This window comes from Kaarinaea lacus (genome assembly GCF_975902315.1).
Genome location: NZ_CDLKIE010000527.1, coordinates 1 through 12,251 on the forward strand (window position 1 = coordinate 1; position 12,251 = coordinate 12,251).

Consider the following 12,251-nt stretch of genomic DNA (forward strand, 5'->3'; position numbering starts at 1 on the left):
CGTTATCAAGTATTTTTGTGTTGGTGTAATCGTGCTTTGATTGTTGTTAGTTTCTGGTAAATCGAATTTCAGTCTACCTCTTTGCGAAACAATGACCGCTCGTTCAATGACGTTTTGCAACTCCCGAATGTTTCCCGGCCAGGAATAATTTTGTAGCAGTTCGATATCACCTTGCGTCAAACGGATATCTGGTTTGTTTAGCTTGTTTTTAGCGCGTTCCAGAAAATGCATGGCCAGTAGCGGAATGTCTTCGTTGCGTTCGCGCAACCCGGCGCTGTAAACAGGAAATACATTGAGCCGAAAATATAAATCTTCGCGAAACTTCTGGTTAGTTACTTCGGCCTCCAGGTTTTTGTTGGTTGCGGCAATGATGCGTACATTGACATTTTTTGTTTTGTTCTCACCCACACGTTCAAACTGCCCTTCCTGTAGCACTCGCAATAACTTACTTTGTAAGTCCAGTGGGATTTCACCCACTTCATCCAGGAATAAGGTACCACCATCAGCCAGTTCAAAACGACCAGTACGATCTGAAACAGCTCCGGTAAATGACCCTTTTACGTGACCGAAAAACTCGCTTTCGAATAAATCCCGTGGAATTGCAGCACAGTTGACGCGAATTAAGGGTCGTTTGTTACGGCTGCTTCGGTTATGGATGGCACGTGCAATGAGTTCTTTTCCAGTACCTGATTCGCCGGTGATAAGTACGTTGGCTTCGGTAGGCGCGACAAGTTCTATTTGCTGAATAACACGTTGGATGACCGCGCCCTTGCCGACAATTTCCTGATAGTTGTGTTCAGAACTGATCTCCTCCTGTAGATAGGCGTTTTCCATCTCCAGTTTGTGTTTCAGTTCCTGTACCTCTGTCAGAGCGGCTAGCAAATTGGCCTCTGCAACCTTACGGTCACTGATATCACGAAATATCACGACTGCACCAACCAGTTTGCCATGATCCTTTATGGGAGTGCTGGTGTATTCTACCGGGATGGGATTTCCGTCTTTACACCAGAAAACCTCATTGTCTACGGTATGCACTTCGCCATCCATAAACGCTGCCAGAATAGGGCAATCATGTGACTTATAGACAGAGCCATCTGGTTTGCTGTGGTGAATGATGTCGTGTATGTTCTTGCCAACAAGCTCTTCAGCCCGCCAGCCTAGCATCCGTTCAGCAGCAGGATTCACAAATGTCGTATTGCCCTCGGAGTTGATACCATAAATACCTTCGCCAGCTGCTTTTAGTATCAGTTGGTTTTCATGTTCGATTTCCTGAAATATGTTTTCGATTCTTTTCCATTCGGCGATCCCCTGTCGCACATAAGCATTCGCATGTGATTCTTCCTGTAAGATTTTTAGTTTCTGTTTGTCTCGCAAGATGACGATGAGGAAGGTGTCTTCATTATGCTTGAACGACGATGCGGAATACTCAACCTGGATGGTTTCTTCGTTGCTTGTTTTGCAACTTAGTTCGTCTGTCCAACCGTGACCGTGCTCAATAACCGATTGTGTAAATACAACCAATGCAGCCAGTTCATGCGTATGAAGGTCTGAAACAAGCGTATTCTTTAAAGTATTTATATCATATCCGAGTAGGTTGCATGCTCGCTGGTTGGCGTTAACAATTTTGTTAAGCGCTGGGTCTATTACCAGCATTGCATCACTGCAGTGTAAGAATATTTTTTCAAAAAAATTAGGACTATAAATCCCTGTCGTGACATTAGGCATTGTTGTTATCGTCATTAGTTAATCCTCACTAATGTTAGGCAATTCTACTTCTATACCTTACTACTCAGGTTGTTCTTAATCAGGTAATACAAGCTTTGTTCCAATGCTACGAATATTCGTAGTAAGCACTACGAAAATTTGTAATTTACGAAAACTCGTAGCTTTTAAGTTTAATGAATCCAGGCAATAACAAATTGACTATCAATCAGTTATCGCCGTATTGATCACTTGGTACAGTCCTTGCGATGTCAGGGTTAGAACAGATAACAAGCACCCAAGCAGGTAACTAAAACGCACTGTTTCGGAATAATTACAACTCAATGGCGAGTTAAATTGGTGCTAAATGGGGGGGGGGACGCATTCTTTTAGTGCTTTTCTCATTTCCCTTGTTTAACCAACGAACAAGCCCGCTTTTGTCTATCCGGTTGGGCTCACAAATTTTAACTACATCCATTACACGATAAAGAGGATCAACGTATGTCGAATAAAAGTCTTGGAAATCCTTTTGATCCAGAGGCCGACCTGCAACATGGACCGTTCTGTAATTGCCCCATTTGTGTTTTTAAAAGAGAACAGGGTGAAGCAAATTATGAATGTACCGAGTCACAATTAACCGAAAAACTGGAAAAAGCTGTTTATGAAAGCACAGTCAGTGATTCTGAAATTGCGGCCTCAAAAGCTATGACTGCTGAAAACGCAAAAGAAAATGCTGTCATAGATAATCCTACCGAGTCCGCTGAAGCAATCATTGATAGAGCGGTTGAGAGCGCTGTGATCCGTGGCATCTTTGGGCATAACGAGGTAAGTCGACGGAATTTTATGAAACTTGTCGGTAGTGGTCTGGCCGCATCCATTATTGGTAGTGTTTTTCCCCTGGAAGCTGCCAAGGCAGCGATGAAAGAAGGCGGTGGTCCACTTGAGAAGAAAAAGCTCAAAGTAGGTTTTGTCCCTATCACCTGTGCAACGCCCATCATAATGGCGCATCCTATGGGATTCTATAAAAAGTATGGTCTGGACGTGGATGTTATTAAAACGGCAGGTTGGGCTGTGTCTCGTGATAAGTCCCTTAATAAAGAATATGACGCCGCACACATGTTAACGCCTATGCCTATTGCTATGACCATGGGTGCTGGCTCTACAGCAATGCCATTTATTATGCCCGCGGTGGAAAATATCAATGGGCAGGCCATCGTGCTGCATAACAAACATAAGGATAAACGTGATCCCAAGCAGTGGAAGGGATTCAAGTTTGGTGTTCCTTTCGAGTATTCCATGCATAATTTCCTGTTGCGTTACTATGTGGCAGAGCATGGTATTGATCCCGATAAGGATATTCAGATCCGCGTGGTGCCTCCGCCAGAAATGGTTGCTAACTTGCGTGCGGAAAATCTGGATGGTTACCTCTCACCTGATCCATTCAATCAACGTGCGGTCTGGGAGAAAATTGGTTTCATACATTTGTTGACTAAGGAAATCTGGCAGGGTCATCCGTGTTGTGCCTTTGCCACCAGTATGGATTTTGCGAAGAAGAATCCAAATACCTACGGCGCATTATTCAAGTCAATTGTGGATGCTACGCATTTCTCATCTAAAACGGAAAACCGCAAAGATATAGCCAAGGCAATAGCACCTAAGAACTATTTGAATCAACCGGTACCGGTCCTGGAGCAAGTGCTTACCGGCCGGTTTGCCGATGGTCTGGGCAACGTTCGCAACGAACCTGATCGTATCGACTTTGATCCATTCCCATGGCACTCCATGTCTGTATGGATTATGACTCAGATGAAACGTTGGGGTTATATCAAGGGTGACGTTGACTATAAAGGTATCTCAGAACAGGTCTACCTGGCGGCGGATTGCGGTAAGCTCATGAAGGAACTGGGCTACGAACCGCCCAAGACAACCTATGAGAACTACACCATTATGGGCAAAACTTTTGATTACACCAAGCCGGAAGAATACATCAAGAGTTTTGACATAAAGAGAGTGTAATATGATTCGCAACCTTAACCTTCGAGCTGCTTTGTTGTCCCTGGTGATTCTGGTCGTCACGTTGTTGATATGGGAGTTGGCGAATCAACCACCAAAAGCAAAAGAGGCGTTAACTGAGTATGAGTTGTTGATGGGGGGCGCGGACCAGGAGGCCCGCGTGCCCAATCCTTCTGAAGTAGGCGCACTTGCGATCGAAGAGTTGAGCGACCCCTTTTACGATAAGGGGCCCAATGATAAAGGTATTGGACTGCAACTGTTGTATTCCATTAAACGGGTAATGAGTGGGTTTTTCCTGGCAGCATTGGTTGCGATTCCCATTGGGTTTTTAATTGGTATGTCGCCGTTGATGTTTCGCGCTCTTGATCCGTTTATACAGGTTTTAAAGCCAATCTCTCCTCTGGCATGGATGCCGCTGGCGCTTTTTGTTCTCAAAGACTCTGAAGTGTCGTCAGTGTTCGTCATTTTTATTTGTTCCATTTGGCCCATGCTAATTAATACTGCTTTTGGTGTGAGCTCAGTGAAACGCGATTGGATCAATATCGCCAGGACGCATGAGTTGGGCAAATTGCGTACTGCATTCACTGTCATTCTACCGGCAGCAGCACCCACAATTCTTACCGGTATGAGGATATCTATTGGTATTGCCTGGTTGGTAATAGTTGCGGCGGAAATGCTGGTAGGAGGTACCGGGATCGGGTACTACGTGTGGAATGAATGGAATAACCTGGATCTGACCGCTGTTGTGTTTTCCATTCTGATGATTGGGCTGGTGGGTATGGTGCTGGACCTAATACTGTCGAAAGCAACACGCATGGTTACTTATGTTGAGTAAGTCTCAATAATCGTTAAGGAAGTTTGGAGTTGATTTAGTTATGACATCTTATTATCTGGATGCACAAGGACTTACAAAACGGTTTTCCGCGCCGAAAGGAGGAGAGCAATTAACGGTATTCGATAACGTCAGTTTTGGCATCAATAAGGGAGAATTTGTTTGCATCATAGGACATTCCGGCTGTGGCAAATCAACGATTCTTAATGTACTTGCCGGTTTAGATGAAGCTACAAAAGGTGTAGTGCTAATGGAAAACAAAGAGGTCGCCGGTCCTAGTTTGGACCGGGGTGTTGTTTTTCAAAACTACAGCCTGTTTCCCTGGCGGTCTGCGTTAAAAAATATCACCTTTGCGGTTCGTTCCCGTTGGCCTAAATGGTCAAAAGAACAGGTTATTGAACACAGTATGAAATACATTGAGATGGTGGGGTTGGAAGGCGCTGAGATGCGCAAACCAGCCCAACTGTCTGGTGGTATGCGTCAGCGAGTCAGCATTGCGCGAGCTTTTGCTATCGAACCAAAGTTGTTGTTAATGGATGAACCCTTTGGTGCGCTTGATGCGTTAACGCGTGGTATCATCCAGGAAGAACTTATAAAAATCTGGGAGCAAACCAATCAGACAGTTTTCATGATTACCCATGATGTAGACGAAGCCATTCTACTAGCAGACCGCATCTTGCTAATGACCAATGGCCCTTATGCACAAATTGCCGAGTCGGTAGTGATAGATATTCCCCGTCATCGCGAACGCACCGAAATTATTCATCATCCTAACTATTATCCGATTCGTAACCACCTGGTGGAATTCCTGGTGAAGCGTTCCAAGGAACTGTCCGGTGCAGAGCAGCAAGTCGAAACAATTGCAGATACACAAAGTGATGAGGATGCGCAGGTTCGTAATTATCCGCCGGAAGTCAATCCAGCGAAGTTGGTTACAACCGAAGCTGAAAGTAATAATAAGAATGAAAAGCATGTATTCAAGGTTATGGAGAATTAGTTTCTTAGTTGGCTGAACCCGTTTATGTAAAACAGAACATTATCAGGAGTGACATTATTATGAATAAAGTTGAAATGACCGAAGCCATCATTCTCGCCAAAAAGGAAAAAGGTTTAACCTGGCAGGCGATCGCAGATGAACTGGGTATGGGCGATGTGTGGGTAACTTCAGCGTGTTATGGAATGAATAAAATGAGCGAAGAGCAGGCATCCAAGTTATGCGGCACTTTAGGGCTGGGTGCTGACGTGAAGGACGCACTACAGGATTTCTGTCACAAGGACTTTCCAAAAACAGTACCTACGGATCCGGTCATTTATCGTCTGTATGAAATAGTTGGTGTTTACGGAGATACTATTAAAGCACTTATACATGAAAAGCTGGGTGACGGCATTATGAGTGCGATCGATTTTAATATGACGATTGATAAGGAAGAGAACCCGGCTGGTGACCGCATAGTCGTCACGATGAACGGTAAGTTTTTACCGTACAAGTCCTGGTAAACAACTTTAATATGAGATTTTAAGAAGACACTTTGCTGCGAGAGAGTTGAATGTAATGACAGATAATCGAGTACCAGTCACTGTATTAACTGGATTTTTAGGTTCCGGTAAAACCACATTATTAAACCGTATCCTCAAAGAACACCACGGTAAACGGATTGCAGTCATCGAAAATGAGTACGGTGAAATTGGTATTGATAACGAACTGGTTATTCAGAGTGACGAAGAAATATTTGAAATGAATAACGGTTGTATCTGTTGCACGGTACGGGGTGACTTGATTCGTATTCTTAGCAGGTTGATGGCACGCAAGGATAGTTTTGATTACATCATGATTGAAACCACAGGTTTGGCAGATCCGGGTCCTGTGGCGCAGACCTTTTTTATGGATGATGAAATCAAAGATAAATTACGCCTGGATGCGATTGTAACCCTGGTCGATGCTGCTCATGTTGCGCAGCATATAGAAACCAGCAACGAGTGCCAGGAGCAAATTGCCTTCGCAGATGTATTGCTATTGAATAAGACAGACCTGGTAGAGTCAGATAAAACGCTCGATGCCCTGGAAGAAAAAATTCGTAGCATGAACTCAGTGGCTAAAATTCATCGTACCGAGAAAGCGGCTATAGATCTTGATGATGTGCTCAATGTGCGTGCGTTCGATTTGGATAACAAACTGGATATCGATCCGGACTTTCTCCGTGAGGAGTTGCCCTATGAATGGAGTGGATTGTACCAGCTGGAATCGGGCAATTACCGTTTAATGTGCGCTGAAGGCCCTGATCCCACTATGAACGTCGTTATGTTGCCATTGTGTTGTGATGCGAGTGCAGATATGGCGACCGCAAAAAAACAGGCCATGTTGTTGTTTTCCGAAGAAGAAATCCCTGTGAAGCCATGTAAAATTGGCGACCTCAGTAACCAGCTAGTTCCAGCAAACTCCTTGTATTCTTTGCTTTTAAGCCAATCGAAAAATGACTTTGATATCGATATTGCAGTACCAGGCTATTACATGTTGTTTACGCAACATCTGCCTGAAGAGTTTGATATGACATTAGAACTGAACGGGGTCGTGTACGAACCGCTTCAGTATGAAGAATATGCTGCACCACATGAGCACGATGACACTGTTTCGTCTGTGGGGCTCAATGCTAAGGGCGATCTTGACCCCGGCTTATTTGAAAGCTGGATTACCAATCTGTTGCGTAGTAAGGGTGTTGATATTTTTCGCATGAAGGGCATTGTCAGTCTGGCTGGTGAGGCTAATCGCTTTGTGTTTCAAGGCGTGCACATGTTGTTTGACGGAGAACCGGACCGTCCATGGGGTAATGAAGAAAGAAATAATCAACTGGTGTTTATCGGACGTGACCTGGATCGTTCGAGCCTGGAACAGGGGTTTGCGTCTTGTCTGGTTTAGCATCACCAGTTATATCGTCCGACTACCCACTCTTGTGGAACGCTAGTGATTGCATTCGCGACATTAGTGCTTCGCCTGAATCAAATCATTTGGCATTAGCTGATGCATCAGGTGCTGTTTCCGTTTTTGACACCGAAGCAACCACCCTTGTTTGGTCCAAGTTCGCACATGAGTTGGGTGCGTCATTGATCGACTGGTCAAGGGACGCCGAACTGATTGCTAGCGCAGGACAAGACGGCTATATCAAACTCTGGCAACCGCATACCGGTGAGGTAATCAAAGTACTACAAGTGCCGGGATTGTGGATTGAGCGTTTGAAGTGGTCTCCTGACGGAAACTTTTTGGCCGCTGCCGCGGGTAAATCCATTCTTGTTTGGGACCGGCAGGGTAAGGAAGTGATTCATTTTGCGCAACACCAGAGCACCGTAACTGCCATCGCCTGGAAATATAACAGTAAGGAAATTGCAACTGCCTGTTATAAACGCGTCAACCTGTTTCGAGTTGGTTACAGTAAACCCTATCAATCACTGCAGTGTTTGGGTTCATTGATCTCGCTGGTATGGAGCCCCAATGGAAAAGCTATATGCGCAGGATCCCAGGATCGCATGCTGCAATTCTGGCGCTTGTCGAATAAGAAAAACCATCATGCGGAAATGAAAGGTTATCCTGAAAAAGTCAGTTTGCTGGACTGGGATCGTGACAGCCGTTATCTCGCCTCAGCAGGAAGCAGTGACATTGTTGTATGGAATACACAGGGCAAGAGCCCGGCGGGAACAGCACCTTTTGTACTTAAAGGTCACTCAGCCAGAGTCACAGCACTGTGTTTTCAATCCAGGGGACTATTGCTGGCCTCGGGAGCCAATGACGGCAGTATTTATGTCTGGGACTTATCGCAGGGGAATGAACCTGTAGCGAAATGGAATATAGACTCGTCTGTCACTCGGCTTTTCTGGGTGAAGGATGATGCGCAACTGGTTGTTGGGGCTAAAGATGGTTCTGTCAATCTATTTAATTTGAGTAGTAACAAAAATACAGATGAAGATTGATACTTTTAAAGTGAAAAAGATTTGCAAGCAATTAAACAGTAACAGTTATTAACGAGAAGGAGTAAGCAAGATGGCTCAAAAAGGTATTTCAACTGCTGTTGTGGTTTCTCAGGCTGGACATGACGTAACTCCTGTTGTCAGTGATTCCCTGGGCAAAAAAGTAGTGGCGGCAACGTTTGCGCTCGTATTGGCGTCAATCATTATAGGCGCTACCGGATTCGCGCCTGGCTATGCACATAATGCGGCTCATGATACTCGTCATGTGATGGTTTTTCCGTGTCATTAAAGAGCGGTAAAGCTAAACACAAAAATATTTAAACTGCATAGTCAACTGTTTTACTGTTTACAGTTAGAGGGTTTTTAAATGCTTAAACGCCTGGTTTTTTCCTCGGTCATTTCTGGTATCGCGGTTGGATTGCTGATAACCGTTTTACAGAGTTTTACGGTAATCCCCATGATACTCAACGCAGAGACGTTTGAAACAACACAGTCTGCAGCTTCGGAATCTCCAGGACACGCGCATAGTCATGACCACTATGACCACGGAGGACATCAACATAGTGGTGATGAGTGGGCACCCGAGGACGGGTTTGAGCGAACATTCTTTACTGCAATAACCAATATACTCGCGGCTATCGGTTTCGCTTTGTTACTAGCCACCTGTTTTATGTTCCGCAAAAACATTGACTGGCGCAAAGGCATATTGTGGGGGCTGGGTGGTTTCGTGGCATTTCAACTGGCGCCCTCCTTAGGCTTGCCGCCAGAGCTGCCGGGAACTGAAGCCGCTGCGGTAGAAGGACGACAGATCTGGTGGATTGCAACGGCGATATCAACTGCAATGGGTTTGTTATTGTTGGTTTTAGCGCAGGGAATCTTACTAAAGGTAAGTGGCCTGTTGCTGATCATGATTCCGCAAACGGTCGGCGCGCCACAACCCCTTGAGCACTCAGCGCTGGCTCCAGAGTCATTGATTACTCAGTTTATCGTTACGACAACCATACTAGGTGCCATTTTCTGGATGTTGCTAGGTGCTGCTACCGCATACACGCATAACAAGCTTACTTGATCACTTGGATTATTAACCAACTATTATGACCTCAGAAGAATCCCGACCACCATTTCCTCCCTTTGATGAAGAAAGCGCGCGCATCAAGGTGCGTGCGGCGGAAGATGCCTGGAATACGCGTAATCCCGAGAAAGTGTCATTGGCCTATACCGCGGACAGTACCTGGCGTAACCGCGCCGAATTTTTACAGGGCCGTGAGGCAATCGTTGAGTTTCTGACACGAAAGTGGGCTCGAGAACTCGATTATCGTCTGATTAAAGAGCTTTGGGCGTTTACTGAAAACCGGCTTGCCGTGCGTTTTGCTTATGAATGGCACGACGACTCCGGTAACTGGTACCGATCTTATGGAAATGAAAACTGGGAATTTGCTGAATCCGGATTAATGCGACGACGTATTGCCAGCATAAATGATGTACCTATTAAAGAAACAGAAAGGAAATATCGATGGCCATTGGGTCGCCGGCCAGATGATCATCCTGGACTCAGTGAACTTGGCCTTTGAGTTTGGCTAGCGGCTCAGTAATTACTCAGGAAAGTTTATTTAGAGCTGTTTGAAAAGCTGGGACAAATTTGGGACACTTCAATATACATTGGGTGTGATTGGACGACACTAGCTGTGTTATAAGATGATGATTAAATTAGGAATTGCGGAAAAAGTATTTATGAATCAAGAGGCTTAATGCGGCTTGAAAACCGTTGAACCTCGCGGTTCCCAGGGTTCGAATCCCTGCCTCTCCGCCATATAACAAATAAAGGTCACCCAGTGGGTGGCCTTTTTTGTTATGGGAGGATGAGGGTAACGATAAGTATCCCTGGGTTCGACAAAATTGCCGGGAGCAATTTTGAACATTGCGTAGCAATGGCCCGAAGGGCGGAGCACATGGATGTGCGGAGTAATCCCTGCCTCTCCGCCAAATATAAAAAAACCTTCTTAGGTCCTTTTTTATTTATTAAGGTAGATTTGCATATCTTATGATGGTACTAAAAATGGTCTATATTTAGTACCATCACTTTTTCTCTGAGAGACAGCTATGAAACTTAGTAAAGCCGTAAAACCAATCAGTTATCTTAAATCAAAAACGGCAGACGCAATTCGTGAGGTTAACGAAAATCACGATGTCATAGTTATTACTCAAAATGGTGAAGCCAAAGCTGTTTTGCAAGATATAACTGATTATGAACAAACTCAGGAGTCACTAGCCTTAATGAAAATGCTTTCTCAAAGTATTACCAGTTATCAGAAAGGCAACCATAAAAGCGCAAAGCAAGCATTAAGCTCAGTTCGTAGAAGAATCAGGGAAACTGGTTATTGAAAACTTATAAAATAAGAATTATAAAAGATTCTGAAGATGATTTGTTTGATATAGATGACTACGTTGTACGCCATGATTCTGTAGAGCGAGCCAACCACGTTTTAGATAAATTAGAATCTGTTATTTATAGCCAGGAAAAAACACCCACCCGAGGTCACATCCCGCCCGAGCTCGATCGAATCGCTGTCAAGGAATTTAAAGAACTTCATTTCAAACCCTATCGAGTTATCTACCAAATTATCGATGGGCAAGTAGTTGTCCATGCTTGCTTAGATGGGCGAAGGGACATGCAAACGTTGTTGGAAAGAAGGTTTACTCGGTCAAATTTATAAACAGTGAGAGGTTGTCAATATTTCAACCCACATCCATGAATTACCCGCGCGGATGCGTCAGGTTTTTCCGAACCTGGATAATTTCAAATTCCAGGACTAAATTTTTCAATAGCTTATTAAACTTTTATAATCTTTCTCTGAGTCTTTTGGTTGATGTATTTGCATCACTCAATCTTGTTGATTGTTATAAATAGTAGAGCGTGTAAATTTGGTAGCCATTTTATGAAATAATTACTCAGTAGTCTGTTAGTGACTTTGATCCATATCAACACACTTATTTCGATTCTAGATTAGGCTATGACACAGTAATATAAGAAAACAAAATCAAATTCAGCAGTATTAATACTCACAAACTTTTTAAAAAAATATTAATAATTTTTCTATTAGACTAGTGCAAGAGACCATAGACTCCATATTAAGCTGGAAAGTTAAAGTTATTTATCTGGCAGTATTAGCTTGGCAGCATCAGCGCAGTGAGGTGGGTCAAAATGGGTTTGCAGTGTACGCAGAATTTTATATCCGTTAACAGGAAAGTTAGTAAACGGATATATCGTTGCGCTCATCAAAAACAGTACTCCCTGTCACACAGTATCCTGAAACGTCAAACATACCTTATTCTTGATAATAAGGTATGCGTTGTATTTGCGTGTATTACCTGAAAATGGAGCATTGTATGCGAAATGTTAGGATTAATAAGCACCACTATTTTATGGTTTTAATATTGTTCCTGATCGCTATGTTATTCTCCACGCGAAGCTACGGCATCTTGCTAAGCGCCGTAGCGGATTCAGACAATGTAGTGGTCGGTGACAATATAAATATTGAGATTGTCGTGTCCGGTTTAGAGGATCCAACGCCTGCACAAAATGTCGGTGCGTATCATCTTGAATTAACATATTCATCAGATATTTTGGTGCGTGATTAGGCATAAATGCCTTTTTGTCGGTAGTAGAAAGTATATGAAGCTTGCATTTATAACGATGTGCTTAGGAAAAGTAATGTCAATTTTATAGTGGAGACTGGCCCTCATATGC

13 protein-coding genes and 1 pseudogene are annotated in these 12,251 nt (G+C 43.9%); 13 read left to right on the forward strand and 1 reads right to left on the reverse strand.

Annotated elements, in window-relative coordinates; genetic code table 11:
- The coding region (locus ACWVCM_RS16420) for a sigma 54-interacting transcriptional regulator (protein WP_455202853.1) at positions 1 to 1,740 on the reverse strand (1,740 nt) is incomplete at its 3' end.
- A 462-nt stretch (positions 1,741 to 2,202) separates the two neighbouring features.
- On the opposite strand from ACWVCM_RS16420, the gene ACWVCM_RS16425 reads away from it, so the two are divergent.
- From ACWVCM_RS16425 to ACWVCM_RS16485, 13 genes and pseudogenes are all read left to right on the forward strand, one after another.
- Entirely contained in the window at positions 2,203 to 3,717 is a 1,515-nt protein-coding gene (locus ACWVCM_RS16425) for a CmpA/NrtA family ABC transporter substrate-binding protein (protein ID WP_455202854.1), read from the forward strand.
- Position 3,718: 1 nt separating this feature from the next.
- A complete protein-coding gene (gene ntrB / locus ACWVCM_RS16430; protein ID WP_455202855.1) occupies positions 3,719 to 4,549 on the forward strand; it encodes a nitrate ABC transporter permease in 831 nt (276 codons plus the stop codon).
- A 40-nt stretch (positions 4,550 to 4,589) separates the two neighbouring features.
- Complete coding sequence (locus tag ACWVCM_RS16435; RefSeq protein WP_455202856.1) at positions 4,590 to 5,543, forward strand: ABC transporter ATP-binding protein; 954 nt, start codon at positions 4,590 to 4,592, stop codon at positions 5,541 to 5,543.
- A gap of 59 nt (positions 5,544 to 5,602) precedes the next feature.
- The gene (gene cynS / locus ACWVCM_RS16440) at positions 5,603 to 6,043 is read left to right on the forward strand and encodes a cyanase (protein WP_455202857.1); all 441 of its coding nucleotides are present in this window, start codon (positions 5,603 to 5,605) and stop codon (positions 6,041 to 6,043) included.
- Positions 6,044 to 6,098: 55 nt separating this feature from the next.
- Positions 6,099 to 6,752 (forward strand): annotated as a pseudogene (locus ACWVCM_RS16445) (CobW family GTP-binding protein); the annotation flags it as partial.
- Positions 6,753 to 7,091: 339 nt separating this feature from the next.
- A complete protein-coding gene (locus tag ACWVCM_RS16450; RefSeq protein WP_455202865.1) occupies positions 7,092 to 7,460 on the forward strand; it encodes a GTP-binding protein in 369 nt (122 codons plus the stop codon).
- Entirely contained in the window at positions 7,448 to 8,506 is a 1,059-nt protein-coding gene (locus ACWVCM_RS16455) for a WD40 repeat domain-containing protein (protein WP_455202858.1), read from the forward strand. Before ACWVCM_RS16450 ends, ACWVCM_RS16455 begins: the two co-directional genes overlap by 13 nt.
- A gap of 70 nt (positions 8,507 to 8,576) precedes the next feature.
- Complete coding sequence (locus ACWVCM_RS16460; protein ID WP_455202859.1) at positions 8,577 to 8,792, forward strand: CbtB domain-containing protein; 216 nt, start codon at positions 8,577 to 8,579, stop codon at positions 8,790 to 8,792.
- A 78-nt stretch (positions 8,793 to 8,870) separates the two neighbouring features.
- On the forward strand, positions 8,871 to 9,572 hold the full coding sequence (locus tag ACWVCM_RS16465; protein ID WP_455202860.1) for a CbtA family protein: 702 nt from the start codon (positions 8,871 to 8,873) through the stop codon (positions 9,570 to 9,572).
- Positions 9,573 to 9,597: 25 nt separating this feature from the next.
- A complete protein-coding gene (locus ACWVCM_RS16470; protein ID WP_455202861.1) occupies positions 9,598 to 10,074 on the forward strand; it encodes a nuclear transport factor 2 family protein in 477 nt (158 codons plus the stop codon).
- 529 nt (positions 10,075 to 10,603) lie between these two features.
- Complete coding sequence (locus tag ACWVCM_RS16475) at positions 10,604 to 10,885, forward strand: type II toxin-antitoxin system Phd/YefM family antitoxin (RefSeq protein WP_455202862.1); 282 nt, start codon at positions 10,604 to 10,606, stop codon at positions 10,883 to 10,885.
- A complete protein-coding gene (locus ACWVCM_RS16480; protein ID WP_455202863.1) occupies positions 10,882 to 11,217 on the forward strand; it encodes a type II toxin-antitoxin system RelE/ParE family toxin in 336 nt (111 codons plus the stop codon). The genes ACWVCM_RS16475 and ACWVCM_RS16480 overlap by 4 nt, the downstream gene beginning before the upstream one ends.
- A 673-nt stretch (positions 11,218 to 11,890) precedes the next feature.
- Positions 11,891 to 12,142 carry a hypothetical protein gene (locus ACWVCM_RS16485; protein ID WP_455202864.1) on the forward strand — a complete coding sequence of 84 codons (252 nt, stop codon included), beginning with the start codon at positions 11,891 to 11,893 and terminating at the stop codon, positions 12,140 to 12,142.
- Positions 12,143 to 12,251: the final 109 nt, after the last annotated feature.

Bases quoted from the DNA above. Each gene is read 5' to 3' on its own strand.
- ACWVCM_RS16450 (WP_455202865.1), top strand. From the start codon at position 7,092: ATGACATTAGAACTGAACGGGGTCGTGTACGAACCGCTTCAGTATGAA.
- ACWVCM_RS16475 (WP_455202862.1), top strand. From the start codon at position 10,604: ATGAAACTTAGTAAAGCCGTAAAACCAATCAGTTATCTTAAATCAAAA.
- ACWVCM_RS16485 (WP_455202864.1), top strand. From the start codon at position 11,891: ATGCGAAATGTTAGGATTAATAAGCACCACTATTTTATGGTTTTAATA.
- ACWVCM_RS16465 (WP_455202860.1), top strand. From the start codon at position 8,871: ATGCTTAAACGCCTGGTTTTTTCCTCGGTCATTTCTGGTATCGCGGTT.
- ntrB (WP_455202855.1), top strand. From the start codon at position 3,719: ATGATTCGCAACCTTAACCTTCGAGCTGCTTTGTTGTCCCTGGTGATT.
- ACWVCM_RS16435 (WP_455202856.1), top strand. From the start codon at position 4,590: ATGACATCTTATTATCTGGATGCACAAGGACTTACAAAACGGTTTTCC.
- ACWVCM_RS16470 (WP_455202861.1), top strand. From the start codon at position 9,598: ATGACCTCAGAAGAATCCCGACCACCATTTCCTCCCTTTGATGAAGAA.
- ACWVCM_RS16460 (WP_455202859.1), top strand. From the start codon at position 8,577: ATGGCTCAAAAAGGTATTTCAACTGCTGTTGTGGTTTCTCAGGCTGGA.
- ACWVCM_RS16425 (WP_455202854.1), top strand. From the start codon at position 2,203: ATGTCGAATAAAAGTCTTGGAAATCCTTTTGATCCAGAGGCCGACCTG.
- cynS (WP_455202857.1), top strand. From the start codon at position 5,603: ATGAATAAAGTTGAAATGACCGAAGCCATCATTCTCGCCAAAAAGGAA.